We start from the raw sequence: 25,740 nt of genomic DNA on the forward strand, positions 1-25,740 counted from the left end.
GACCACCATGAAGCCTCACTTCGCCATGCTGGCGGCCTACAATGCCTGGTGCAACCGGCGCCTCTACGATGCGGTGGCGCAGCTCTCCGACGCCGAGTATCGCGCCGATCGCGGGGCCTTCTTCAAGTCGCTGCATGGGACGCTGAACCACATCCTCGTGGCCGACCGGATCTGGATGCGGCGCTTCACGGGCGAAGGGGACGCGCCGAACCGCCTCGACCTCATCCTGTTCGAAAGCTTCGACGATCTTCGCCGCGCCCGCGAGGCGGAGGATGCGCGGATCATCGCCTATGCGGAAGATCTCACGGACGCGAGGCTGAACGGCCTCTTTCGCTACCGCACCATCGTGAAGCCGGCCGAGGTCGAACAGCCGCTGGCTCCCGCCCTCATCCATTTCTTCAACCATCAGACGCATCATCGCGGACAGGCGCATTGCATCCTGACCGGCCTCGGCCAAGAGGCCCCGTCCTTCGATCTCGTCCTGTTTCAGCGCGAAGCGCGCATGGGCTTGTCATGAACCTCTGGCTCCGGGTCCTCGGCCTCATCCTCGCGACCTTCTTCCGGCCGAGGCTCGATCCGGTCCGGGACATGTCGCGCCTGTCCTTCCGGGTCTGGCCGCACGATCTCGACACCTCCCTGCATCTGAACAACGGCCGCTACTGGACCCTGATGGATCTCGGCCGCACGGACATCATGATCCGCTCCGGCCTGTGGCGCCCGATCCTGCGCAACGGCTGGGTGCCCGTGGTGGGCGCGGGCCAGATCCGCTTCCGGCGCGAGCTGAAGCCGTTCCAGGCCTTCATGCTCGAGACCCGCATCGTCACCTGGTTCCAGGGGCAGGTCGTGATGGAGCACCGCCTCGTCTCCAGGGGGCGGGACGGCAGCCCGATCCTCAACGCCATCGCGCTCGTGCGGGCCGGGCTCTACGACCGCAAGGCGAAGAGCTTCGTGACCATGGAGGCGCTCCTGCGGGAACTAGGCCTGGAGGCGACGGCTCCGGAAGCGCCCGCCGAGGTCGAGGCCTTCCTGGCCTCGGAGGAGACGATGAAGCGGGCGGCTTGATCCTTCCGGCCGACGCGGTACCTTCCTATCCCCTCGTTTCAACCGCGATGCTGCCCCATGCCCCGTGTCATCGACTACTACTTCTCCCTCGTCAGCCCCTGGGCCTATATCGGCCATGTGCCCTTCATCGAGATCGCGCGGCGGCACGGGGTGGAGATCAACTACAAGCCGGTCTTCCTCGGCCGGGTCTTCGCCGAGACCGGAGGCCTGCCCCTGGCGCAGCGCCATCCGGTGCGGCAGCGCTACCGGATGCTCGAATTGCAGCGCTGGCGCGAGAAGCGCGGCCTGAACTTCAACCTTCAGCCCAAGCACTGGCCCTTCGACGTCAACCTCGCCGACCGGTTCGTCATCGCTGTCACGGCGGCCGGGAAGGATCCCGACCCGTTCCTGCGCCGGGCCTATGCGGCTGTCTGGGAGGAGGAGCGCGACCTCGCCAACCCGGTCGTGCTGACGGAGCTCGCCGAGCAGGCCGGTCTCGACTCCTCGTCCCTCATGGACGTCGCCACCGGCAGCACCACGGAGGCGATCTACGCCCTGAACCTCGAGAACGCGGTGGCGGGCGGCGTCTTCGGCTCGCCTGCCTATGTGCTCGACGGCGAGGTGTTCTGGGGACAGGACCGGCTCGAACTCCTGGACGATGCGCTGGCGAGCGGCCGGGCCGCCTATTCGCCGAACGTGTGAGAACGTCGAAGCGGCGTGAGGGGGCGGGAATGCAGAAGGCGACGATCGGGCTTATCGGCGGCATGAGCTGGGAGAGCTCGGCCGAATATTACCGCATCATCAACCGGGAGATGCAGAGGCGGCTGGGAGGCGTCCACTCGGCGCGCAGCCTCATGTGGTCGTTCGATTTCGGCGAGATCGAACACCTCCAGCACGCTGGCGAATGGGGCAGCCTCGCCGACGAGATGAAGGACGCGGCCCTCCGCCTGGAGCGGGGAGGGGCGGATTTCATCGTCCTGTGCACCAACACCATGCACCGGCTCGCCGACGGGATCTCCGAAGCGGTCGGCATCCCTCTGCTTCACATCGCGGATCCCACAGCGCGGAAGATCAGGGATGCCGGGTTCGAGCGCGTGGGGCTTCTGGGCACCTCCTTCACCATGGAGCAGGATTTCTATAAGGGGCGTCTGCGGGACCGGCACGGTCTCGACGTGATCGTGCCCGACGATGCCGATCGGCGCATCGTCCACGACATCATCTACAAGGAACTGGTCCTGGGCCGGATCCGGCCGGAATCGAGGCAGGCCTACCGCGAAATCATGGCGCGCCTCGTGGAGCGCGGCGCCCAGGCGATCATCCTCGGCTGCACCGAGATTATGCTTCTCGTGTCGGACGAGGACAGCAGCGTCCCGCTCTACGACACCACGACGCTTCATGCGCTCGCGGCTGTGGATCTTGCTCTCGGCGAATAGCGCTGAAACCAGCGCCGCGGCTACTCCGCCGCCACCCTCGACGCGCGCCACTGAGTCAGGAGCGCACGCAGGGCCGCGGGTTTCACCGGCTTGTTGAGAACGTGCACGTTCATGGCGGCCGCCGCGTCCCGCACGGCCGGCGTGCGGTCGGCCGTGACCAGGACGGCGGGCGTGTTCACCTGGGTCTTCCAGCGCAGGGCCTTGATGAGGTCGAGGCCGTCGCCCTCGTCGAGGTGGTAGTCGGCGATGATCACGTCGGGCGGAGTCCGGTGCGCCCGCAGGGCCTGCTGAGCGCTGTCCAGGTCGGACGCGGTCCACACGTCGCAGCCCCAGCCGGCCAGCAGCAGGCGCATGCCCTCGAGGATCGCCGGCTCGTTGTCGATGACGACCACGTGGAGGCCCGCCAGCACCGTCACCGGCGGCTGCGGCGGCGCGGGCTGCTCCGCGGTCGCCGGCAGCGCCGCCACGATGGGAACGTCGACCCGGAACACGGAGCCGCGCCCTGGCTCCGACTTGAGCGTCACCGGATGGCAGAGCACGCGCCCGATGCGCTCGACGATGGAGAGGCCGAGGCCGAGGCCGCGCGCCGCCTTCGCGCCCTGGTCGAGGCGCTGGAATTCCCGGAAGACGATCCGCTGCTTCGACGGCGGGATGCCCAGCCCCGTGTCCCATACCTCGAAGATGAAATGGCTGTCCTTGCGCCGTCCGCCGACGAGGACGCGGCCCTGCGGCGTGTACTTGATCGCGTTCGAGATGAGGTTCTGCAGCAGGCGCCGCAGCAGGCGGCGGTCGGAGCGCACCGTCAGGGATGAGGGCATGAAGGTGAGCTTCAGGCCCTTCTTGCGGGCGATCGGGTCGAACTCGCGCTGGAGCTGGCGGAAGAGCTCGTCGATGCGGAAGCTCGACCATTGCGGCTTCATGGCGCCCGTGTCGAGCCGCGAGATGTCGAGGAGCGCGGTGAGGATCTCCTCGACTGCGTCGAGCGAGGCGTCGATGTTCTCCGCGAGCGACGCGTCGCCCGCGTCGCGGTCGCGCTCCACCAGCGAGGTGGCGTAAAGGCGCGCGGCGTTGAGGGGTTGCAGGATGTCGTGCGATGCGGCGGCGAGGAAGCGGGTCTTGGAGATGTTCGCCTCGTCGGCTTCCGCCTTCGCGCTGGTGAGCGCCGCGTTCAGGCGCGTGAGCTCCTCCGTGCGCTCGCGGACGCGCTGCTCCAGGGTCTCGTTGGCGCGCCGGGCCTCCTCCTCGGCCTGCACGGTGTCCGTGACGTCCGTGTAGGTGGTGACGATGCCGCCGTCCGGCAGGGCGTTCGAGCGGATCTCTATGACCTTGCCGGACGGGTAGAGCTTCAGGCGCACCGGCTCGATGTCGTGCCGGAACGAGTGGATGCGCGCAGCCACGAGCTCGTCGATGTCGCCCGGCCCGTAGGAGCCGCGCTCCGCGTTGAACGCCACGATGTTGTCCATGCCGACACCAACGCGGACGAGGTTCGGCGGCAGGTCGTAGAGGTCGACGAAGGCCTGGTTCCAGGCGAGCAGCCTGAGATCCCGGTCGAGCACCGTGATGCCCTGCTTGGCGTAGTTGATCGCATGCTGGAGCAGGTCGCGGCTGTGCTGGATGGCGGCGGATGCGTCGTCGAGCAGCTTGAGGGCCGCCTTCGTCGACACGGTGCGGCGGCGCAGGAGCAGCGACAGGGCGAGGCGCGACGACGCCGTGCCGATGGCGGAGGCGAGCAGGTGTTCCGCGTAGCGCAGGAGATGGATGTCGGCCTCGGCGCGGGCCTCCAGATGCTGGCCGCGGCTGTGGGCGAAGCCCTCGAAGGAGCGGGTTGTGCGCTCCTCGCCGAGATAGCGCGCCACCGTGGCGCGCAGCTCGTCGACCGTAACGCTCGCGCGGAATAGCCGGAAGCTCGGGGTGACGGACACGGGCGTCTCGCCCACGAACACGTTCGCCTGGAGCTGCTCCATGGCGGTCGCCGGTCGCCAGAGGGAGAAGCCAATATAGGCGATGATGTTGAGGCTCAGGCTCCAGACGACACCGTGCGTGAGCTGCGGAAGGTCGACGCCGAACAGGGAGGTGGGCTTGAGGGCTGTGATGCCGAAGGGCCCGGTGACGACCACGTCCGACCACAGCACCCCGTCCCAGACGAGGCTCGGCACGAGAAGCGTGTAGGCCCAGGTCAGGAAGCCGACCACCAGACCCACGCTTGCGCCCAATGCCGTGCCGCGCGACCAGATGAGCCCGCCCAGGAATGCGGGCGCCACCTGCGCAATCGCCGCGAAGGACAACAGCCCGATGGCCGCGAGCGCCGCTTCGCCGGAGGCGCGGTAATAGGCGTAAGCGAGCAGGATCACCACCACGATGGAGACCCGGCGCACGCCGAGCACGAAGCCGCCGAGATCACCGCCCGCGAAGGCCCGGCGGCGCAGGACGATGGGCATGACCAGGTGGTTGGAGATCATGATCGCGACGGCGACCGAGTCGATGATGACCATCGCGGTCGCGGCCGAGAACCCGCCCAGGAACGCGATGATGGCGATGGTGCCGGCATGGTCGAAGAGCGGCAGCGCCAGGACCGTCATGTCCCGGTCGATGGTGCCTTCGGGAAAGACCGCCATGCCGGCGAGCGCCACCGGGATCACGAAGATGTTGATGAGCACGAGGTAGAGCGGAAACAGCCAGGCCGAGCGCCTGACGTCGTCGATGCCCCGGTTCTCGACCACCGTCATGTGGAACTGCCGCGGCAGGAGCAGGGCGGCGCAGCTCGAGAGCAGAATCAGGGTGATGTAGCTGCCGAAGCCGGAGGTCCGCTCCAGCAGGCTGGTGCTGGTCCCCTCCGCGTTGAGCCGGTCCACGATCGCGTCGTAGCCGTCGAACATGATGAAGGTGACGTAGAACCCGACCACTAGGAAGGCCACGAGCTTCACGACGGATTCGAGCGAGATCGCCATGATCAGCCCGTCCTGGTGCTCGGTCGCGTCCGTATGGCGGGTGCCGAACGCCACCGCGAAGCCTGCGAGCACGAGGGCCACGATGAGAGCGAGGTCGCCGAAGATCGGGATCTGCGGCGTCATGGTCCCGTTCGCGGCGGTCAGGAAGACGTCGAGGGACGACGACACCGCCTTCAGCTGCAGGGCAATGTACGGGATCGACCCGATGAGCGCGATCAGGCTGACGATGGCGGCGACCCGTTCGCTCTTGCCGTAGCGGGCGGCCACGAAGTCGGCGATGGAGGAGATGTTCTGGGTCTTCGCCACCCGGACCACCCGGGCCACGAGGGCGTGGCCGAGGCCGATGACCAGGATCGGCCCGATATAGATGGTCAGGAAGTCGAAGCCGGAGCGGCTCGCGAGACCCACCGACCCGAAGAAGGTCCAGGACGTGCAGTAGACCGCGAGCGACAGGGCCGCGATGGTGGAGCGGGCCCGTCCCCGCAGGAGGCGCCGGCCGCCGTTGTCGCCCCAATGGGCCACCATGAACAGCAGGCAGAGATAGACCAGGGCCGACAGGATAACCGCCCAGCTGGCGACCATGTGGGATCCTTGAGCAACGATTGAGGAAAGATTTACCCGCTCGGCGGCCCCGGCGCCACTCTCCGCGACGGGATGGCCTACAGCCCCCGGTCCCAGCTCGGTTCCGGAGCGAGCCAGGCGGCGAAGAACTCCACGAAGGCGCGCACCTTCGCGGGTGCCTGGCGGCCCGAGGGAAAGACCGCATGGACGCCGAATTCCGGCGTCGACTGGTCCGGCAAGACCCGCACGAGGCGCCCGTCCCGCAGCGCGTCGCCGACCAGGAAGGTCGGCTGGTGGATCAGCCCCTGTCCGGCGAGCGCCGCCGCCAGCAGCGCATCCCCGTTGTTGGCCCGGAGGTTGCCCCGGACCGGCACGGCAATCTCGCCGTCCCGGCCGAACGTCCAGCGTCCGGCGCTCGCCGCGCTGGGCAGGGTGTAGCCCAGGCAGTTATGGCCCGGGAGGTCGTCCAGAGTCCGTGGCGTGCCGTGGGCGTCGAGATAGGCCGGAGCCGCGCAGACCATCGTCCGGCACGGAGCCAACCGACGCGCCACGAGGCTCGAATCCTTCAGCCGGCCGATCCGGATCGCCAGGTCCCAGCCCTCCTCGATCAGGTCCACCACCCGGTCAGCCAGGCCCAGATCCACATCGACCTTCGGATGGAGACGGCTGAACTCCGCGAGCGCCGGAACGATCTGGCGGAAGCCGAAGGTCAGCGGCACGTTGAGGCGCAGGGTGCCTCGCGGCTCCACCCGATCAAGGCTGGCGGAGGCCTCGGCCTCCTCGACCTCGGCCAGGATGCGTTCGCAGGAGGCCAGGTAGGTCCGGCCGGCCTCCGTCAGCGTGAGCTTTCGGGTCGAGCGGTGCAGGAGCTTGACGCCGAGCCGCTCCTCGAGGGCCACCACGTGCTTCGTCACCATGGTCTGTGACAGGCCGAGCGCCCGCCCGGCCGCCGAGAAGCTGCCCAGGGCGGCGACCCGGACGAAGGCCTGCATGCTGGTGATCCGGTCGAGCATGGCTGGGTCTCATCCTCCTGGTTGGAAGTGATATGCGAAGCGGCCGATTATCGCAAAGTGAGTATGAGATCATATGACAGGAGCACTCTGACGGAGTTTCCGATGATCGACACCCGAACCGCCCCTTATGCAGCCCTCATCCTGCGCGTCGCCCTCGGCGCCCTGTTCCTGGCCCATGCCGGACTGAAGCTCTTCGTCTTCACGCCGGCCGGCACCGCGCAATTCTTCGGCAGCCTCGGCCTTCCGTCAGCGCTCGCCTACCTCGTCATCCTGGCCGAGGTGGCCGGCGGCGTCGCCCTCATCGTCGGGTTCCACACCCGCTGGGCCGCTCTGGCCCTCGTCCCGATCCTCATCGGCGCGATCGTCACGGTTCACGGCCCGGCCGGGTTCTTCTTCTCCAACCCGAAGGGCGGCTGGGAATTCCTCGCCTTCTGGATCGTCGCCCTCCTGGCGCAGGCGCTCCTCGGCGACGGGGCCTATGCTGTCCGCGGCGGATCGGCGACAGTGTCGGGCCGCCTTGCAACCCATTCGGCATAATGGACACGGCCATGACTTCCCCTGTTTCTCCCCTGGACGACGCCGGTACCCCGGCCTCCCGTCCCATCGATCCCGGCGTTCGGATCGGCCATGTCCACCTGAAGGTGGCCGATCTCGACCGGGCCCTCGGGTTCTATTGCGGCGTTCTCGGCTTCGAGCTGATGCAGCGCTACGGCACGCAGGCGGCCTTCGTTTCGGCCGGCGGCTACCACCATCACATCGGCCTCAACACCTGGGAGAGTCAGGGCGGCTCGCCGCCGCCTCCCGGCACGACGGGCCTCTACCACGTCGCGATCCTCTACCCGACCCGGGCGGCCCTTGCGGATGCGCTCGTGCGGCTCGCCGAGGCGGGGGTCCCACTCGACGGGGCGAGCGACCACGGGGTCAGCGAGGCGCTCTACCTGCGCGACCCGGACGGCAACGGCGTCGAGCTCTACTGGGACCGGCCGCCGCAGGACTGGCCGAAGACCCCGGACGGGCATCTCGCCATGGTCACCCGGCGCCTGGACCTCCAAGGCCTGCTCGCCAGCCGCGAAGCTTGACGAGGAATACCGATCGGGCACCTTTATCCTGTTGAAAAACAAGGAGTGGCCCGGTCATGATGAACGAGTTCAAGCAGTTCGCCCTGCGGGGCAACGTCGTCGACCTTGCGGTCGGCGTGATCATCGGTGTGGCGTTCGGGGCCATCGTGACCTCGCTGGTCGAGGACATCATCATGCCGATCATCGGCGCGGTCACAGGCGGGCTGGACTTCTCGAACTACTACCTGCCGCTGTCCTCGGCCGTGCAGGATGGGGCCTCCTACGCCGATGCCAAGAAGCAGGGCGCCGTGGTCGGCTACGGACAGTTCATCACGGTGGCCCTGAACTTCCTGATCGTGGCCTGGGTGCTTTTCCTGGTGATCCGGGCGATGAACAAGCTGAAGCGGCAGGAGGATGCGAAGGCCGACGTTCCCAAGGCTCCGGAAATCCCGGCCGACGTGAAGCTCCTGTCGGAGATCCGCGACCTCCTGAAGGACCGGCGGGTGGCCTGACCCATCACCGGTTTCGATGGGACCATTCGTTTCTTGTCATGGGTCCGCCTTAGGCCCTTGCCTTCGGGGATTGCACAGGCCATGCCTGTGGTGCGCGGCTTGAGGAATCCCCCATGAACGTATCCGTTTCGGTCCCGTCATTCCTGAACCTTCGCCCGGAGGCCGAGCAGGCCCCGACGAGCGGGATCGTCGATGTCGCCAATTACGGCCGCGGCCGCGAAGGGCTCATCCCGCTCTGGGTCGGTGAGGGCCACCTGCCGACGCCCTCCTTCATCTGCGACGCGGCCACGCGCTCGCTCGCGGCGGGCGAGACCTTCTACACCTACCAGCGCGGCATTCCCGAGCTGCGGCAGGCCATCGCCCGCTACCACGAGAAGGTCTACCGCAAGCCGTTCGATCCCGAGCGCTTCTTCGTCACCTCCGGGGGCATGCCGGCGATCCAGATGGCGGTGCGCATGGTCGCCGGGCCGGGCGACGAGATCCTGATCCCGACCCCCGCCTGGCCGAACTTCGGGGGCGCGATCACGGTATCGGGGGCGCGGCCGGTCGGCGTGCCAATGACCATTGACGCGCGCGGCTGGCACCTGGACTTCGAGCGCCTCGAACAGGCCATCACCCCGGCGACCCGCGCGGTCGTCATCAACTCGCCCGCCAACCCGACCGGCTGGACCGCCAGCCACGAGGACCTGCGCACTGTGCTGGACATGGCGCGCCGCCACGGGCTCTGGATCATCGCCGACGAGATCTACAGCCGCTTCGTCTACGATCCGGCCCTGACGATCGACGGGTGCACCCCGTCTTTCCGGGACGTGTCGACGCCGGAAGACCGCATCCTCTTCGTCCAGACCTTCTCGAAGAACTGGGCCATGACCGGCTGGCGGCTCGGCTGGCTGGAGGCTTCGCCCGCTCTCGGCCAGATCATCGAGAACCTCGTCCAGTACCAGACCTCGGGAACCCCGGTCTTCGTCCAGCGGGCCGGCATCGCGGCCATCGAGCAGGGCGAGGACTTCCTGGCGCACCAGATCGACAATGCCCGCCGGGGCCGCGAGATCGTGAGCAGGCTGACCGAGACCGGCCTCGTCGAGCTGCCGCCGCCGAGCGGCGCCTTCTACGCCTTTTTCAAGATCCGCGGCGCGACGAACTCGAAGGAAATCGCGATCCGCCTCATCGACGAGGCCAATGTGGGCCTAGCGCCTGGTTCCGCCTTCAGCGCCGCGGGCGAGGGCTATCTCCGCCTGTGCTATGCGCGCAAGGCCGAGGACCTCGAGGAGGCCGTGCGCCGCATCGCGGCCGCGCTCCCCCATCTCGCCCGCTGACGGCTGGGACGCGACGGCGATGCATGGCATGGCCGCGCAATGGGCATTTGACCTCGGGGGCTCCGGCCTGCATTGAGCCAGGGTGGGCCATCGGCGGCCCGCCCTGTTCGCCATGCACCCCATTCTCGCTCACATCGCCCAGATCCTGGTCGCCGGGCTCGGCGGCCTCACGTTCCATTGGCTCGGCGTTCCCGCGGCGTGGCTGTCCGGCGCCGCCATCGCGGTGGCGCTCTGGGGGCTGACCGGCTGGGCCGTGCCGATGCCCCGTGCCCTGGCCGATGCCGCCATGCTGACCTCGGGCGCCGCCATGGGAGCGGCCGTGACGCCGGCGGCGATCGCCGCCGTCGGACGCTACCCCGCGAGCCTCGTCCTCTTGGTCGTCGCCGTCCTGGTCATTTCCTGCGCATCGTCGCTGTGGCTCACCCGCGTCTCAGGCTGGCGCCGGGACGACGCGGTCCTGGCCTCCGTGCCCGGAGCGCTCTCGACGGTCCTGGCCGTCGCGGCCGACCGGAAAGCCTCGGTCGGCTCCATCGCCATCGTGCAGAACCTGCGCCTGTTCGTGCTGATCGCGCTCCTGCCGAGCGTCGTCGTCCTGTCGGGCGGCGGGCAGCACACCGGCGCCCTGCTGGGCCAGGGGCTCCCCATCGCGGCGCCCGGCGACATGGCCTTCGTGCTCCTGGGCGGCCTCGCGCTTGGAGTCGTCTTCAAGAGGCTCAAGGTGGCCGCTCCAGTCCTGCTCGGTGCGACGGTTGTCAGCACCGTCAGCCACGGCACCGAACTCGCGACCGGGGTGATCCCGCCCGTCGTCGCGACGGGCGGCCTCGTGCTCATCGGGATCTTCATCGCGGAGCGCTTCCGCCACATCGACCGCGCAACGCTCGGAAAGAGCCTGCTGGCGGGCCTCGGCTCCTTCGGGATCGGCATGGGGTTCGCGGTGGCCTTCGCGGGACTGGCCGCATGGGTGGCCGGGGTGAGCTTCGCGGACGGGCTCGTCGCCTTCGCGCCCGGCGGGCTCGAGGCGATGACGGTGCTGGCTCTCGTCCTGGGGCTCGACCCGATTTACGTGGGCATCCATCACATCGTGCGGTTCTTGAGCATCGGTCTGGTGCTGCCGTTCGTGATCGCCTGGCTGCAGAAGGGCAGCCCGCCCGGGGCCCAGAGAGGGTAGGGGTCAGGCCCTCGCATTCCGCAGGCGCTCGATGGCTTCCATGCGGGGCTTTGCGGTCTCCCACAGGTGCTTCGTGACGGCGGCCACCATAGCTTCCGTCAGGAGGAGGAGGCCGGCCGACGAGTCCCAGTTGGACGGTGCCGCGATGTGGGCCGGCAGCACGTGGCGCGCCACCCGGGCGATGGGGGACAGCCACGCATCCGTCAGCAGGACCACCGTCGCGCCCTGCTTGGCAGCGGTCTCGCTCAGGGCGATGACGTCCTCCTGATAGCGGCGGATGTCGAAGGCGACGATCACGTCCTTGCGGCCGATCTCGATCATCCGGTCGCGCCAGAGGGCCGGCTGACCTTCGATGTAGTCCACATGGCTGCGCACGATGCGAAAATGGCTCTCGGCATAGCGGGCCAGCGCCCCGGTGAAGCGGCCGCCGGTGAAATGCAGCGGGCGGCGCGGATCGGCCAGGAGAGCCACCACCGCGTCGAACTCGGCCGGCGCGATGTTCTCCACCGTCGCGTTCAGGTTGCCGATCACCGCCTCTGCGAAGGCCGCGAGCGCCGGGGCGCCCGGGCTCTTGTCGGCAGGGCTGGCCTTGGCGAGAGGCGACAGGAGCTGCGCCTCCAGCTCCTCCCGGAGGTGCTTCTGGAATTCGGGGAAGCCGCTGAAGCCCAGCCGGGTGACGAAACGGAGGACGGACGGCGCCGAGATGCCGGCCCGGGAGGCGAATTCCGCCACCGTGTCGAGGCCCGCAAAGGGATAATGGCTCAGCAGCAGGTGGGCCGCACGCTTCTCGCTCGGCGTAAAGGAATCCATCTCGTGGCGGATGCGTTCGGCGAGGCTCTGGGGATCGGGGGAGGGTTTCGTGTTGTCCTTACGCATGCCTGAACGATCCACAGCCCCGCCTTGACGACCTGCCAAAGCTGTATCAGAAATTTCAGAATAAGAAAAACGGGAATGAACGTACCAGACGTTCAAACGGGGGCTGAGGCTTGCTCTGACAGGCCGATGGAGGACCGCATGGTGCATCCGGGTCGGGTTGCCACTCGGGAAGACCCTACCGGACAGGTTCCGGAGCCTGTCGCGCGGATCGAGAACCCGCAGGGCGCGTCGCCCATCCTCCTGATCTGCGAACACGCCTCCCGCCATCTCCCGGGCCGCTACGGCACTCTGGGGCTGGGTTCTGCGGAGCTCGAAAGCCATATCGCATGGGATCCTGGCGCCCTCGGGGTGGCGCAGGCCCTGTCCCGGCTCCTCGACGCCCCACTGATCCATGCGGCGGTCTCGCGTCTCGTGCTCGACCTCAACCGCGATCCATCGGCACCGGATTCCATCACGTCCATGAGCGAGCGCACCGCGATCCCGGGCAATCTCGATCTCGACGACACGGAGCGCGCCCGGCGCGTGCGGGAGGTCTACGATGCCTTCCACGGTGCGGTCGATGCCTATGCCGATGCGCGCAAGGCGGCCGGGCAGGTGCGGGCCGTCGTGTCGATCCATTCCTTCACGCCCGTCTACCGGGACGTGCCGCGTCCGTGGGAGATCGGCCTGATCTTCGATCGCGACGAGCGCTATGCGCGCAGCGTCGAGGCCGGGCTCCGGCAGGATCCGGCGCTGAACGTGGGCATGAACCAACCCTATTCACCGGCGGACCGGGTGTTCCACACCCTCGACCGCCACGCAGTGCGGCGCGGCCTCGCGCCCCTGATGATCGAGATCCGCAACGACATGATCCGCACGGAAGACGGACAGTCGGCGTGGGCAAGCCGTCTCGCACCCTTGTTGAGGGAGGGGGCGCGGACGCTCTGACGACGGCCGCGGCGCGTGACGTGCCGCGGTTTAGAGGCAGACTATTCTTGGAGGAAGAGTTATGTCAGTCGGACAAGACAGTACGGGCGTCCATGCCCCGCCGGCCGCCATGAAGGCGACCGCCGGCGTCACCTACACCACAGTCGACGAATCCTATTTCGAAGCGCGGCGCCTCAAGCGCCATGCCCGCGTCTGGTCGCTCTGGGCGCTCGGCGTCGGCGCGGTCATCTCGGGCCACTACTCGGGCTGGAACCTGGGCCTGACCCAGGGCTTCGGCTCGATGTTCTTCGCGACCATCATCATCGCGACCATGTATCTCGGCCTCACCTTCTCGCTGGCCGAAATGTCCCCGGCGCTGCCTCACACGGGCGGCGCCTATTCGTTCGCCCGGACCTCGATGGGGCCCTGGGCCGGATACATCACGGGGATCGCGGAGAACATCGAGTTCGTGCTGACGCCGGCCGTGATCGTGTTCTTCATCAGCTCGTACCTCTCGGCGATCTTCGGCACCGCACCGGAGTTCCAGCCCGTCTACTGGGTGCTGTGCTACGCCCTGTTCGTCGGGCTCAACATCGTCGGCGTCGAGCTGTCGTTCAAGGTGACCGTCACCGTCACCCTGATGGCGCTCGCGGTGCTCGCCTTCTTCTACGTGTCGGTCCTGCTCTCCGGGCAGCTCGACTTCTCCCGCTGGGCGCTGAACATCGGGCCCGACGGCGCGGAGTTGCCGAGCGGGAACGGTCCGTTCCTGCCGATGGGCGTAGGCGGCATCCTGGCGGCGCTTCCCTTCGCGGTCTGGCTCTTCCTCGCCATCGAGCAGCTGCCGCTGGCGGCGGAGGAATCGCATGATCCGCAGCGCGACATGCCCAAGGGCATCATCGCCGGCATCCTGACGCTCATCGTGTCGGCGTTCCTGGTGGTGTTCCTCAACACGAGCATCGCGCCGGGCGCAGCCGGCCTGGCCAAGTCGGGCGAGCCGCTCCTCGACGGGTTCCGTACGCTCTTCGGGTCCGACATCGCGAAGATCCTTGCGGCGATCGCGGTGATCGGGCTCATCGCCTCGTTCCACACCATCATCTTCGCGTTCGGGCGGCAGATCTATTCCCTGTCGCGGGCTGGCTACTTCCCGAGCTTCCTGTCGGTGACGCACGGCAACCGCAAGACGCCCTACGTCGCGCTGATCGCAGGCGCGGTGATCGGCCTCCTGGTGATGCTGGTGATCTGGTTCTCTGTCGGAGCCGAGGCGGGCGCCACCGTCATCGGCGGCACCCTGCTCAACATGGCGGTGGCGGGCGCGATGCTGGCCTACTTCATGCAGGGCATGTCCTACATCGTCCTGAAGAGGAAGTTCCCGAACCTGCACCGGCCGTACAAGAGCCCCTTCGGCGTCGCCGGCGCGGTGATCTGCATGGTCATCGCGGCCGTGACGCTCTACTTCCAGCTCACGGATCCGGTGTTCCAGAAGGGCGTGATCGGCGTCGCCATCTACTACGCGATCATGATGGCGTATTTCCTGATCCACGGGCGGCACAAGCTCATCCTCTCCCCCGAGGAGGAATTCGCCCTCACCAAGGGCGAGACCGGATACAAGACCTACTGACGCACGCGGGAGGCGCACGCGCGGTGCGCCTCCCAATCCCTCATTCTTTTCAGGTTTTCCGCATGGACGCTCCCACCATCAAGAATGCCGCCGACGCAGCGGCCTACGTGCGCAGCCGCGACCTGCCTTTCGTCAAGGTCGGCGTCACCGACTCGGACGGCATCATGCGCGGCAAGTACATGGCCCGCGACAAGTTCGAATCCGCGCTGGAGAAGGGCTTCGGCTTCTGCGACGTGGTGCTGGGCTGGGATTCGAACGACCAGCTCTACGACAACACGACCCTGACCGGCTGGCACACTGCCTACCCCGATGCGTCGGTGCGGGTCCTGCCGGAGACCATGCGGCTCATCCCGTTCGAGAACGACCTGCCGTTCTTCCTGGCCGAATTCGACGGCTATGCGGAAGCGGCCTGCCCCCGCGGCGTGCTGCGGCGCGTGCTCAAGAAGGCTGAGGACATGGGTTTCGCGGTCTCGGCCGCGGCGGAGTTCGAGTTCTTCCTCTTCGAGGAGACGCCTCATTCCGTGCGCGAGAAGAGCTATCGGAACCTCAAGAACATCACGCCCGGCTTCTTCGGCTATTCGCTGCTGCGCGCCGGCGTCCACGCGGATTTCTACCACGAGCTTCTCGACCTCGCGACCAAGATGGATTTCGAGATCGAGGGGCTGCACACCGAGACCGGGCCCGGGGTCCTCGAAGCCGCGATCCGGGTCGACGACGCCCTGAAGGCGGCCGACAAGGCGGCGCTGTTCAAGACCTTCACCAAGATTCTGGCCCAGCGCCGCGGCTGGATGGCGACCTTCATGGCCAAGTGGTCGCGCGACTGGCCCGGCCAGTCGGGCCACTTGCACGCTTCCTTACGCGACGTAAAGACCGGCAAGGGCGCGTTCTACGATGCGGATGCGCCGCACAACATGTCCGACACCATGCGCTGGTTCGTCGGCGGCCAGCAGCAGCTGATGCCCGAGATCCTCGCCATGGTGGCTTGCACGGTGAACAGCTACACGCGGCTGATCCCGGGCTTCTGGGCGCCGACGGATTCCGCCTGGGGCGTCGAGAACCGCACGACGGCGCTTCGCGTCATTCCGGGCTCCGAAAAGTCGCAGCGCGTCGAGTACCGGGTCGCGGCCGCCGACATCAATCCCTACATCGCGCTCGCGGCCGCTATCGGCTCCGGCCTGTGGGGCATCGAGAACCGGATCGAGCCCGGCGAGCCGATCCAAGGCAACGCCTATGCGGTGGAGCACCCGAAGGAGCGGGCCCTGCCGCGCTCGCTCGGCGAAGCCGCCGAGCGGCTCAAAGGGTCGCAGGCGGCGCGCCAGCTCTTCGGCGACACTTTCGTTGACCATTATGCGGCAACGCGCGAATGGGAGGAGCGTGAGGCCCGCAAGGCCATCACGGACTGGCAGCTCGCCCGCTATTTCGAGATCATCTAAGGAAGCAGAATCCGAAAAAGTGGACGCCGGTTTTTCGAAAGATTTTGCGGAAGAAAAAAGGAGAAGACTATGATCGGCCCGATCATAGTCGTTAGACAAGACCATGGCTGACACCGATATCGTCTGTATCTCCCCGATCGACGGGCGCGAGCTCGTTCGTCGCCCGATCATGTCCGAAGCCGCGATCGACACTGCCGTCACGGTGGCGCGCGAGGCGCAAAAGGCATGGCGCAACGTCTCCATCGCCGAGCGCGGCCGGATGGTCTCCGCCTTTCTCGACGCGCTGCTCGCCATGAACCAGGAGGTGGTGCCGGAGATCGCCCAGATGATGGGCCGCCCGGTCCGCTATGGCGGGGAGTTCCGCGGCGTCGAGGAGCGCGCGCGCCATATGATCCGCATCGCGGAGGGCAGCCTGAAGCCCATTCCGGCCGACGACGAGAAGCCGGGCTTCCGCCGCATGATCAAGCGCGAGCCGGTGGGGCTCGTCCTTGTGATCGCGCCCTGGAACTATCCGTATCTGACGGCCATCAACACCATCGTGCCGGCCCTCATGGCCGGCAATGCGGTGCTGTTGAAGCATGCCTCGCAGACGCTGCTCGCGGGCGACCGCTTCCAGATGGCCATGGACCGGGCCGGCATGCCGAAGGGCCTGTTCCAGAACCTCGTGCTCAGCCACGACCAGACGGCGCGTATTCTGAGCGCCGGCCTCGTTGACCACTGCAACTTCACCGGCTCGGTCTCCGGCGGTCGCGCCATCGAGCGCGCGGCGGCAGGCTCGTTCACGTCGCTCGGGCTGGAGCTCGGCGGCAAGGACCCGGCCTATGTGCGCGAGGACGCCAACGTCGACCACGCCATCGAGAATATCGTGGACGGCGCCTTCTTCAATTCGGGACAGTGCTGCTGCGGCATCGAGCGGATCTACGTGCACGAGAAGCATTACGACCGGTTCGTCGAGGGCGCGGTCGACCTCGTGAGCAAGTACGTGCTCGGCAATCCGCTCGAGGAGGCGACGACCCTCGGGCCGATGGCGCACAAGCGCTTCGCCGACCTCGTGCGCCGGCAGAACGCCGAGGCCGTCGCACAGGGCGCGAAGGCGCATATTAACGCGAAGGCGTTCCTGGCCGACGTGGGCGACACCGCCTATCTGGCTCCGCAGGTGCTGACGAACGTCGATCATTCGATGAGCGTGATGCACGACGAGAGCTTCGGCCCGACCGTCGGCATCATGAAGGTCAAAGGGGACGAGGAGGCGATCCGCCTCATGAACGACTCGCCCTATGGCCTGTCGGCCGCGATCTGGACCTCCGACGTCGATGCGGCGGAAGCCATCGGCGAGCGGCTGGAGACCGGCACCGTGTTCATGAACCGCTGCGACTATCTCGATCCCGCTCTCGCCTGGACCGGCGTGAAGGATACGGGCCGCGGCGCGAGCCTGTCGCGGCTGGCCTACGAATCCCTCACCCGTCCCAAGTCCTACCACCTGCGCCACGCGCTGTGAGCATTACGATGACCGCTTCTCCCCGCTCCAACTGGAACTACCCCACCGCTGTTCGCTTCGGCGCCGGCCGCATCTCGGAACTGGCCGAAGCCTGCCGCACGGTCGGCATGTCGGCGCCGCTGATCGTCACCGATCCGTTCCTGGCCACGCAGCCGATGACCAAGGCGGCGCTCGACCAGCTGACCGGCGCCGGCCTCAGGGCCGCCGTCTTCTCCGACATCAAGCCGAACCCGGTCGAGACCAACGTCTATAAGGGCCTCGAGGCGCTGAAGGCCGGCAATCACGACGGCGTCGTCGCGTTCGGCGGCGGCTCTGCGCTCGACGCCGGCAAGGTCATCGCCTTCATGGCGGGCCAGACGCGGCCCATGTGGGATTTCGAGGATATCGGCGATTGGTGGACCCGCGCCGACCCCAATGGCATCCTGCCGATCATTGCCGTGCCGACGACCGCCGGAACGGGCTCGGAAGTCGGCCGCGCGGGCGTCATCACCCAGGAGGCGACGCACACCAAGAAGGTGATCTTCCATCCGCTGATGATGCCGAAGATCGTGATCTGCGATCCGGAGCTGACGGTCGGCATGCCGCCCCACATCACCGCCGGCACGGGCCTCGACGCGCTTGCGCATTGCATAGAGGCCTATTGCGCGCCGGGCTATCACCCGATGGCCGAGGGCATCGCGGTCGAGGGCATCCGCCTCGTCAAGGAATATCTGCCGCGCGCCTACAAGGACGGCAAGGACATTGAGGCACGCGCCAACATGATGTCGGCGGCCGCCATGGGCGCCACCGCGTTCCAGAAGGGCTTGGGCGCCATCCACGCGCTGTCGCATCCCGCGGGTGCGCTCTACGACACCCATCACGGGCTGACCAACGCGGTCTTCATGCCTTACGTGCTGGTCTACAACCGCGCGGCGATCGAGCGGAAGATCGAGCGGCTTGCGGCCTATATCGGCCTGGAGCCGTCCTTCCAGGCCTTCCTCGACTGGGTGTTGCAGCTGCGTCGGGATCTGGGCGTGCCGCACACGCTGGAGGGCCTCAAGATCGATGCCGCGCGCTTCGACGAGATGTCCGAGATGGCTCCGAACGATCCGACCGCCGGCGGCAACCCGGTGCCGATCACGAAGGAAAGCGCCCGCAAGCTCTTCGAGGATGCTCTGGCCGGGCGCGTCTGAGGCGCGGCAAGGGCGAATTCCGAGCGGCACCGCTGGTCCCCAGCGGTGCCGTTTTACGTGGAGGCTCAGCCCCGCATCGGCTTCAGGGCCTCCGCCCAGCGATGCAGCTCGTCCATCATGGGCTTCACGGAGGCAAGGATCAGGTCGTTCGGCCGGAACACCTTGTCCTCACCGATCAGCTGCCCGAAGTTCGGGATCGAGACTCCCTCCGTCATCGGCATCATCTTGAGCGTCGTCACGAGCTGCTTGGCCATCTGCACCGCACGCAGGCCGCCCGACACGCCGCCATAGCTCACGAAACCCGCGGGCTTGTAGTTCCACTCCTTGTAGACGTAGTTCAGCGCGTTCACGAGGGACGGCGGCGGGTTGTAATTGTATTCCGGCGTCACGAACACATAGGCATCGGCCGCCTTCACGCTCGCGCTCCAGGCCTTCGTGTGCTCGTGCTCGTATTTCTGCAGCACCGGATGAACCGGCTCGTCATAGACCGGCAGGTTGAACTCCGCGAGATCGACCAGGACCGGATCGAACTTGCCGTGTGCAGCGGCCTCCTGGTGGAACCACTTTGCGATGGTGGGGCCTGCCCGGCCCGGGCGGGTGCTGGCGATGATGATGTGAAGCTTGAGCGTCATGTCTTGTCCTGGATTTGCGCTGAGGCGGAAGGATGATTAGGTTCCGACTCGTAACCAGGGCTCATTAGGTAACGTTCCGCCTGAGCCGCAAGGAGGCACTTTTTTGATACCCGGGCACATCCGTGTAACCACGGACTGCCGAACCGTGACGGAGATCCTGTCCCGGATCGGCGACAAGTGGAGCGTTCAGACCGTCGTCCAGCTCGGAAGCGGACCTAAGCGCTTCAATGAATTGCGAAGGCAGATCGACGGTATTTCCCAGCGCATGTTGACCTTGACCCTCAGGGGGCTGGAGCGCGACGGACTTGTGAACCGAACGGTATTTCCGACTGTTCCGCCGCGTGTCGAGTACCGGCTGACGGACCTAGGGTGTTCGCTCCTGAAGACAGTGCGTGGTCTTGCCGAATGGGCCATAGAAAACAGGCCTGAGATCGTTGCGGCCCGACAGCGCTTCGATGGAACGGCTTCAAATGGCCATACAGGAGACGAAAGGCGGTCGGCCAGCCTCTGATTGGTGCCGCTACGCCGCCACCCGGCGCTCCAGGATCTCCCACAGCGCAGGATCCCGGAAGGTCTCGATCGTGCCGTCGGCGCCGAGGGCCTTCATGTCATCGGCTGTTAGCCCCGTAAGGACGCCGAAGGAAAAAAGGCCGGCGCCCTTGGCGGCTTTCATGCCGGAAGGGGAATCCTCGAACGCGACCGCCTCCTCGGAGCCGATGCCGAGCCGCTCCAGAGCCGTGAGGTAGGGCAGGGGATCCGGCTTGCCGCGCTCGACCTGCTCGATCGTGACCTTGACAGCGAACCGCTCGGTGATGCCCAGCACGTCGAGCATATGGGTTGCGTTCAGCACGGGCGCATTGGTGACAAGGGCGATGCGAATGCCATGGGATTCCGCCCAGTCGAGAAGTTCGACAAGGCCGTCCAGCGGCTTCAGGTCGAGCGCCCGGCGGCGGAATGCCGCCTCCTTGCGATCGGCGAAATCCTCATGCTCCTCGACGGTGCGATGGGGCAGCAGGGAGGCGAAGATCGCGTCATTGGTCCGGCCGATGATCGCCGAGCGGTAGAGCGCATCGTCGATCACGACGCCCTCCGGCCCCAGGACTTCAGCGAAGGCCTCCAGATGCGTGGGGTCGCTGTGCACCAGCGTGCCGTCCATGTCGAAGATCAGGGCTTTGAGCATCGTAGGGTCTCGTCGGTCGACGTCCGGCGGCCAAGCTTGCCGCTGTGCCTGTTGGAATCTTGCCTTTGCCTTATAGATAAATCGGCGGATGATAAACCGCTGCCGAGTGTCGCCGCCCTTCCATGGCCCAAAATCCTTCCCCTGCATCGATTGAGCGTTGCCCATGCGGCTGATCGGCCGTCTAAGAGGGCTCTACGAGGGCGACAGCCGGGAAGCGCACCGTTTCCGCTACGGCCTCCTTCTGTTCGACGTCACGACGATCCTGTTCATCGTCGTCACCTCCTTCATGCCCCGCTTCCCGGTCCTCGAAGGAATCGATCGTGTGATCGGGCTGCTCGTCCTGGCCGACTTCGTCGCCCGCCTGGCGATCAGCCGTCATCCCTGGAAGGACCTGGCGCACCCGACCACATTGGCGGACGCGGCTGCGATCGTGTCGTTCCTCGCCCCGATCGTCGGCGAGGGAATCGGGTTCCTGCGGATCCTCCGGACGGTCCGGCTTCTGCGCACCTATCAGCTCCTGGCGCGTCTGCGCGCCGATAGCCCCTTTTTCCGGCGCAATGAGGAGCTGATCATCGCGACCGTCAATCTCGGCGTCTTCATCTTCATCATGACCGGGTTCGTGTATGAGACCCAGCGCTGGACCAATCCGGACATCGGTAACTATGTCGATGCGCTCTATTTCACGATCGCGGCCCTGACCACGACGGGCTTCGGTGACGTTACCCTCAAGGGCACCCTCGGCCATCTTCTGTCCGTGATCATCATGATCTTCGGCGTGACCTTGTTTCTGCGGCTCGTGCAGGTGCTGCTGCGGCCCAACAAGGTGCGACACGACTGCCCTGTCTGCGGCCTGCAGCGGCACGATCGGGACGCGGTGCATTGCAAGGCGTGCGGGACGATCCTGAACATCCCCGACGAGGGCTCGGTCTGATCCTCTAGGCGCCCGGGATGATCGCGACGCCGCGCTGCAGCGCGAAGGAGATCGACACCGGTGTGCCCGCCGCAATGGGCTCCTTGCGGCCGTACTGCACGACGAAGAGCTCGCCGATCGGGCTCTCGACCTCGTACTCGATCTGCGTGCCCAGATAGGAGACCTTGCGGACCTGACCGGCGATCTCCCCGGGCTGCGGGCCGCTCTCGTCGATCAGGATGGCGTCGGGCCGGACCGCGAGCTTCACCGGCCCCTGGCCGGCGCCGCGATGGGGAAGGTCGATGTGCAGGCGGTCGACCTGCACGCGCGCCTGCGGCCCGGTCAGGCCCACGACCGTACCGTTCAGGATGTTGGCGTCGCCAATGAAGTCGGCCACGAACAGGTCCGCCGGCTCCTCGTAGAGCTCCCGCGGGGTGCCCGTCTGGGCGATGCGGGCATTCGACATGACGATGATCCGGTCGGAGACGGCGAGCGCCTCCTCCTGGTCGTGAGTCACATAGGCCACCGTGAGGTTGAGGCTCTGCTGCAGCTCGCGGATGTCCTCGCGCACCCGGCGGCGCAGTTTGGCGTCGAGATTCGAGAGCGGCTCGTCGAAGAGCAGGACCTGCGGCTCGAGCACGAGGGCGCGCGCCACCGCCACGCGCTGCTGCTGGCCGCCAGACAACTCGGACGGTACGCGCTTCTCGAGGCCGGTGAGGCCGACGAGCGCCAGCTTCTCCATCGCCATCGCCTGCGCGTCCTTCTTCGACGCGCCCTGGACGGATGGCCCATAGGCGACGTTCTCCAGCACCGACATGTGCGGGAAGAGCGCGTAGGACTGGAACACCATGCTGACGTCCCGGTCCGCGGCCGAGAGGTTGGTGACGTCCTTTCCGCCGATCAGGATCTGGCCACTCGACGCCATCTCGAGCCCGGCGATCATGCGCAGGGTCGTGGTCTTGCCGCAGCCGGAGGGGCCGAGAAGCGTGACGAGCTGTCCCGCGTCGATGATGAATGATACATCGTCCACCGCCGTGACGGTGCCGTAGCGCTTCGTCACGTTGCGAAACTCGACCGAGGCCGCCTGCTTCTTCGACGTGGCCGAACGGGGGGAGAGGAGGGAGGTCATCTGGTTCATGGCACAGCCTGGACGGCAACGGGGTTGGCATTGGCGGCGGCGGAGCGTCTGCCGAGACGCCGCTCGCCCACCGCGAGCTGGATCACGACGATGGCCAGCAGCATGACGATGATGAGAACGGTGGAATAGGCGATGGCGAGGCCGAACTCACCCGCCTCGACGCGGCCGACGATGTAGGTCGTGGCCATGTTGTACTCCGCCGTCACAAGGAAGATCACGGCGCTCACCGCCGTCATCGCGCGCACGAAGGAATAGACCAGCGATGCGACGACCGCCGGCCGCAGAAGCGGCAGCACCACGCGGCGCATGGTGGTGGCGGAACGCGCTCCGAGCGTAAGCGAAGCCTCGTCTAGGCTCTTGTCGATCTGGCTCAGGGTCGCGATGCCGGAGCGCACGCCCACCGGCATGTTGCGGAACACGAAGCACATCACGAGGATGAAGCCGGTGCCGGTGATCTCGATCGGCGGCACGTTGAAGGCCAGGATGTAGGACACGCCCACCACGGTGCCGGGAATCGCGAAGCTCAGGAGGGTGCCGAACTCGAAGGCGCGCTGGCCCGAGAAGCGCTGGCGCGTCAGGAGATAGGCGGTGAGCAGGCCGATGGCGGCCGTGAGCGGCGCCGAGAGCGCCGCGACCTTCACGGTCGCGAAGAACGAATCCCAGGCGGAGCCGGAGAAGTAGAGGCCGCGCTCCGTATTCTCGATGCGGAAGGCGGTCAGGAGGTGGTCGAGGGTGGGTGTGTAGTCGCGGCCCATGGAGCGCACGAAGCCGCCGACCATGATGATCGCATAGATCGCGAGCGTGAACAGCGCCCACGGGATCGCCGTGAGATAGGAGGCGATCGCCACGCGGCGGGGGAGGGGCAGGGGAATGCCCGCGTCGCCCTTGCCGGTGACGGTGGTGTAGACCTTCTTGCCCAGCCACGCATGCTGGAGCCAGAAGGCTCCGAGCGTGAAGGCGAGCAGGATGATAGACAGAACCGCCGCACGTCCCTGGTCCTGCTGCGCGCCCACCACCGCGAAGAAGATCTTGGTGGACAAGACCTCATAGTTTCCGCCGAGCACCAGCGGGTTGCCGAAATCGGCGAGGCTTTCCACGAAACCGAGAAGGAACGCATTGGCGAGGCCCGGCCGCATGAGCGGAAGCGTGATGGTCAGGAAGGTCGTCCAGCTCTTGGCCCGCAGGGTCTGGGACGCCTCCTCCAGCGACGGGCTGATGCCCTGGACCACGCCGATGAGGACCAGGAAGGCGATCGGCGTGAACGCGAGAAGCTGCGCGATGAAGACGCCCGGAAGGCCGTAGATCCAGCGTGAGCGCGGGATGCCGAGCCACTCCCACAGCACGGACGAGAGCGCGCCGGAGCGTCCGAACATGAGGATGAGCGCGAGGCCGATCACGAAAGGCGGCGTGATGATCGGCAGCACGCTCATCACCCGCAGGAGCTTCTTGTAGCGGAACGCCGTCCGGGTCGCGATCAGCGCGAAGGCAAGCCCGAGAGCCGTGGTGCCGACGCCGACCAGCAGGCCGAGAAAGAGCGTATTCCAGGCGACGCCACAGCGCAGGTCGCTCGTGAGGCAGTCCAGACCCCAGATCGACCGGTCCATGAATTTCACGACGAACTCGCCCGGGGCGAAGTTGCCGTTGTTGTCTGCGAAGGCGCTCGCCAGGATCGTGCTGACGGGGAAGAACACGAACACGAGGATCAGGGCGATCACGACGCCGATCGACGAGGTGACGAAGGCATCGCCCCGGCACCAGCCGCGGGCCGCGAATCCGTGGCAGAGGACGATCAGAAAGGCCGCCGCGGTGAGCGCTGCGCCGTAGCCCATGCCGCCCTGGCGTGGGCCGGGCTCGCCGAAGAGCGCCTTCAGACCATCGAAAGTCCATCCGTTCAGGCCGATGGTGAAGCCCTGGAGGATGATGAGCGCCAGGCCGAGCGCGCCCGAGGCGATGAGCCAGTCGCCGTCGGAACTCCGTGACGAACGCACGGACGGCCACAGCGACATGAGGAGCGGGACGAGAATGGGCAGGAGCCACCACGCACCTGTCAGCCCGCGCACGAGCCCTGATCCGCCGCCGAGATAGTCGCTGAAGGTCGGTGCGGCATCGAGGCCGTACCAGGGCAGGAGGGCATAACCGATCCATCCCAGGATGATCCAGCCGAGGGTGGCTCGCGACATGTCTGTTCTCACCTGACGTCTTCGGAGCGGGCTTCAGGCGAAACCCGCTCCTGGGAAACTCTATGGTAGAAGACTTCCGGCGATGCCTCGCTTCGCCGGAAGTACAGGTCGGGCCGTACTACTTCGGCAGGTTCTTGACCTCGTTGTCCCACTTGGACAGCAGGCGCTTGCGCTCGTCCGAAGAGCCGTACTTGGCGAAATCGAAGTTGATCAGCTTGATCTCTTCGAGCTTGGGCGCCTGCGGAGGGATCGGCGTGCTCTTATTGGAGGGCACCTGGTAGGACTTTGCCTCGGCGCCGAGCTTCTGGGCCGCCGGGGTGAGAGCCCAGTCGTAAAACTTCTGCGCATTCTCCAGATTTTTAGCGCCCTTGATGATCGACATGGATCCGATTTCGTAACCCGTGCCCTCACAAGGAGCGACAACCTTTACCGGGGCTTTGTCCACCACCATCGTGACGATGTCATGCATGAAGGCGATGCCCGCAGTCGTTTCGCCAAGCGCCATGGCTTTCGCTGGGGCCGCGCCGGACTTGGTGTATTGATTGATGTTCTTGTGAAGAGACTTGAGGTAATCGAAGCCCTTTTCTTCACCCATCAACTGGACGATGGTCGCAAGAAGCGTATAGGCCGTGCCGGATGAGTTCGGATCAGCTACCTGAACTTCATCCTTGAGTTTCGGGTTGAGAAGGTCGGCCCAGCATTTCGGCTCGGGAATGCCTTTGGATTTGATGAGTTCCGTGTTGTACCCGAATCCGAGAGCGCCCGAGTAGATGCCGATGGTCCGGTTCTTCGACTGCTCCCACTGGCGCACGGCCCAGTCCTGCAATTCGCCCATCTTCGGCGACTTGTACTCGACGGTGAGCCCTTCCTCGGCCGCCTGCATGTGCGGATCGCCCGTGCCGCCCCACCAGATATCCGCACGCGGATTCGAGGCTTCTGCCTTGACCTGAGCGAAAACCTCGCCCGCACTCTTGCGGGTCATGGAAACCTTGATGCCCGTCTCGCGCTCGAAGGCGGTCGTCATGGCGCGGCACCATTCCTCCTGGACGCCGCAATACATCACGAGCGCGCCCTGGGCCTGCGCGGCGCCCGCCGACATGAAGGAGAGCGCCGCGCTGGCCCCGGCCAGCATCGTTGCGGCAATAAG

24 protein-coding genes are annotated in these 25,740 nt (G+C 66.6%); 16 read left to right on the forward strand and 8 right to left on the reverse strand.

Annotated elements, in window-relative coordinates:
* Nucleotides 1-7 precede the first annotated feature (7 nt).
* The 4 genes from DES45_RS15705 to DES45_RS15720 are packed head-to-tail and all read left to right on the forward strand — an operon-like array spanning nucleotide 8 to nucleotide 2,474.
* Nucleotides 8-517 (forward strand): DinB family protein, encoded by a 510-nt coding sequence (locus tag DES45_RS15705; protein ID WP_114770976.1) that lies wholly within the window; start codon nucleotides 8-10, stop codon nucleotides 515-517.
* On the forward strand, nucleotides 514-1,062 hold the full coding sequence (locus tag DES45_RS15710) for an acyl-CoA thioesterase (RefSeq protein ID WP_114770977.1): 549 nt from the start codon (nucleotides 514-516) through the stop codon (nucleotides 1,060-1,062). The genes DES45_RS15705 and DES45_RS15710 overlap by 4 nt, the downstream gene beginning before the upstream one ends.
* Nucleotides 1,063-1,119: 57 nt before the next feature.
* A complete protein-coding gene (locus DES45_RS15715) occupies nucleotides 1,120-1,743 on the forward strand; it encodes a 2-hydroxychromene-2-carboxylate isomerase (RefSeq protein WP_114770978.1) in 624 nt (207 codons plus the stop codon).
* Nucleotides 1,744-1,772: 29 nt separating this feature from the next.
* Entirely contained in the window at nucleotides 1,773-2,474 is a 702-nt protein-coding gene (locus tag DES45_RS15720; RefSeq protein ID WP_114770979.1) for an aspartate/glutamate racemase family protein, read from the forward strand.
* Nucleotides 2,475-2,494: 20 nt separating this feature from the next.
* On the opposite strand, the gene DES45_RS15725 is transcribed toward DES45_RS15720, so the two are convergent.
* Nucleotides 2,495-6,004, reverse strand: coding sequence for a PAS domain-containing hybrid sensor histidine kinase/response regulator (locus DES45_RS15725; RefSeq protein ID WP_114770980.1), 3,510 nt, complete (start codon nucleotides 6,002-6,004; stop codon nucleotides 2,495-2,497).
* Nucleotides 6,005-6,081: 77 nt separating this feature from the next.
* Nucleotides 6,082-6,996, reverse strand: coding sequence for a LysR family transcriptional regulator (locus DES45_RS15730; protein ID WP_114770981.1), 915 nt, complete (start codon nucleotides 6,994-6,996; stop codon nucleotides 6,082-6,084).
* A 102-nt stretch (nucleotides 6,997-7,098) separates the two neighbouring features.
* On the opposite strand from DES45_RS15730, the gene DES45_RS15735 reads away from it, so the two are divergent.
* The 5 genes from DES45_RS15735 to DES45_RS15755 all read left to right on the forward strand — a co-directional run bounded on the left by DES45_RS15735 (nucleotide 7,099) and on the right by DES45_RS15755 (nucleotide 11,050).
* Nucleotides 7,099-7,533: a DoxX family protein gene (locus tag DES45_RS15735; protein WP_114770982.1), complete on the forward strand. Its 435-nt coding sequence runs from the start codon at nucleotides 7,099-7,101 to the stop codon at nucleotides 7,531-7,533.
* Between the two features lie 11 nt (nucleotides 7,534-7,544).
* Nucleotides 7,545-8,075 carry a VOC family protein gene (locus tag DES45_RS15740; RefSeq protein WP_114771295.1) on the forward strand — a complete coding sequence of 177 codons (531 nt, stop codon included), beginning with the start codon at nucleotides 7,545-7,547 and terminating at the stop codon, nucleotides 8,073-8,075.
* Between the two features lie 56 nt (nucleotides 8,076-8,131).
* Nucleotides 8,132-8,566 carry a large conductance mechanosensitive channel protein MscL gene (mscL, locus tag DES45_RS15745; protein ID WP_114770983.1) on the forward strand — a complete coding sequence of 145 codons (435 nt, stop codon included), beginning with the start codon at nucleotides 8,132-8,134 and terminating at the stop codon, nucleotides 8,564-8,566.
* 113 nt (nucleotides 8,567-8,679) lie between these two features.
* On the forward strand, nucleotides 8,680-9,882 hold the full coding sequence (locus tag DES45_RS15750) for a pyridoxal phosphate-dependent aminotransferase (protein ID WP_114770984.1): 1,203 nt from the start codon (nucleotides 8,680-8,682) through the stop codon (nucleotides 9,880-9,882).
* An 82-nt stretch (nucleotides 9,883-9,964) separates the two neighbouring features.
* Nucleotides 9,965-11,050, forward strand: a complete 1,086-nt coding sequence (locus DES45_RS15755; RefSeq protein WP_245571746.1) for an AbrB family transcriptional regulator — start codon at nucleotides 9,965-9,967, stop codon at nucleotides 11,048-11,050.
* 3 nt (nucleotides 11,051-11,053) lie between these two features.
* Here DES45_RS15755 and DES45_RS15760 read toward each other — a convergent pair whose 3' ends face one another.
* Nucleotides 11,054-11,926, reverse strand: coding sequence for a MurR/RpiR family transcriptional regulator (locus tag DES45_RS15760; protein ID WP_114770985.1), 873 nt, complete (start codon nucleotides 11,924-11,926; stop codon nucleotides 11,054-11,056).
* Nucleotides 11,927-12,064: 138 nt separating this feature from the next.
* Here DES45_RS15760 and DES45_RS15765 point away from each other — a divergent pair, with 138 nt between their 5' ends.
* The 5 genes from DES45_RS15765 (at nucleotide 12,065) to DES45_RS15785 (ending at nucleotide 18,553) form a co-directional block, all read left to right on the forward strand.
* Nucleotides 12,065-12,853, forward strand: coding sequence for an N-formylglutamate amidohydrolase (locus tag DES45_RS15765; RefSeq protein WP_114770986.1), 789 nt, complete (start codon nucleotides 12,065-12,067; stop codon nucleotides 12,851-12,853).
* A gap of 61 nt (nucleotides 12,854-12,914) precedes the next feature.
* A complete protein-coding gene (locus DES45_RS15770; protein WP_114770987.1) occupies nucleotides 12,915-14,450 on the forward strand; it encodes an amino acid permease in 1,536 nt (511 codons plus the stop codon).
* Nucleotides 14,451-14,512: 62 nt separating this feature from the next.
* Nucleotides 14,513-15,883 (forward strand): glutamine synthetase family protein, encoded by a 1,371-nt coding sequence (locus DES45_RS15775; protein WP_114770988.1) that lies wholly within the window; start codon nucleotides 14,513-14,515, stop codon nucleotides 15,881-15,883.
* Between the two features lie 103 nt (nucleotides 15,884-15,986).
* Nucleotides 15,987-17,381: an aldehyde dehydrogenase family protein gene (locus tag DES45_RS15780; RefSeq protein WP_114770989.1), complete on the forward strand. Its 1,395-nt coding sequence runs from the start codon at nucleotides 15,987-15,989 to the stop codon at nucleotides 17,379-17,381.
* A gap of 8 nt (nucleotides 17,382-17,389) precedes the next feature.
* Entirely contained in the window at nucleotides 17,390-18,553 is a 1,164-nt protein-coding gene (locus DES45_RS15785) for an iron-containing alcohol dehydrogenase (protein ID WP_114770990.1), read from the forward strand.
* Nucleotides 18,554-18,618: 65 nt separating this feature from the next.
* Here DES45_RS15785 and DES45_RS15790 read toward each other — a convergent pair whose 3' ends face one another.
* Nucleotides 18,619-19,185: an NADPH-dependent FMN reductase gene (locus DES45_RS15790; protein WP_114770991.1), complete on the reverse strand. Its 567-nt coding sequence runs from the start codon at nucleotides 19,183-19,185 to the stop codon at nucleotides 18,619-18,621.
* Nucleotides 19,186-19,330: 145 nt separating this feature from the next.
* On the opposite strand from DES45_RS15790, the gene DES45_RS15795 reads away from it, so the two are divergent.
* Entirely contained in the window at nucleotides 19,331-19,696 is a 366-nt protein-coding gene (locus DES45_RS15795) for a winged helix-turn-helix transcriptional regulator (protein ID WP_425374290.1), read from the forward strand.
* Nucleotides 19,697-19,705: 9 nt separating this feature from the next.
* Here the strand turns inward: DES45_RS15795 and DES45_RS15800 are convergent, their stop codons facing one another.
* Nucleotides 19,706-20,365: an HAD family hydrolase gene (locus DES45_RS15800; protein ID WP_114770993.1), complete on the reverse strand. Its 660-nt coding sequence runs from the start codon at nucleotides 20,363-20,365 to the stop codon at nucleotides 19,706-19,708.
* Nucleotides 20,366-20,528: 163 nt separating this feature from the next.
* On the opposite strand from DES45_RS15800, the gene DES45_RS15805 reads away from it, so the two are divergent.
* Nucleotides 20,529-21,296 carry a potassium channel family protein gene (locus tag DES45_RS15805; RefSeq protein WP_114770994.1) on the forward strand — a complete coding sequence of 256 codons (768 nt, stop codon included), beginning with the start codon at nucleotides 20,529-20,531 and terminating at the stop codon, nucleotides 21,294-21,296.
* Nucleotides 21,297-21,300: 4 nt separating this feature from the next.
* Here DES45_RS15805 and DES45_RS15810 read toward each other — a convergent pair whose 3' ends face one another.
* The 3 genes from DES45_RS15810 to DES45_RS15820 all read right to left on the reverse strand — a co-directional run bounded on the left by DES45_RS15810 (nucleotide 21,301) and on the right by DES45_RS15820 (nucleotide 25,725).
* Nucleotides 21,301-22,413 (reverse strand): ABC transporter ATP-binding protein, encoded by a 1,113-nt coding sequence (locus DES45_RS15810; protein WP_245571747.1) that lies wholly within the window; start codon nucleotides 22,411-22,413, stop codon nucleotides 21,301-21,303.
* The gene (locus DES45_RS15815; protein ID WP_114770995.1) at nucleotides 22,410-24,593 is read right to left on the reverse strand and encodes an ABC transporter permease; all 2,184 of its coding nucleotides are present in this window, start codon (nucleotides 24,591-24,593) and stop codon (nucleotides 22,410-22,412) included. Before DES45_RS15815 ends, DES45_RS15810 begins: the two co-directional genes overlap by 4 nt.
* A gap of 118 nt (nucleotides 24,594-24,711) precedes the next feature.
* A complete protein-coding gene (locus DES45_RS15820; RefSeq protein ID WP_245571768.1) occupies nucleotides 24,712-25,725 on the reverse strand; it encodes an ABC transporter substrate-binding protein in 1,014 nt (337 codons plus the stop codon).
* Nucleotides 25,726-25,740 lie beyond the last annotated feature (15 nt).

Source organism: Microvirga subterranea (genome assembly GCF_003350535.1).
Classification (GTDB): domain Bacteria; phylum Pseudomonadota; class Alphaproteobacteria; order Rhizobiales; family Beijerinckiaceae; genus Microvirga; species Microvirga subterranea.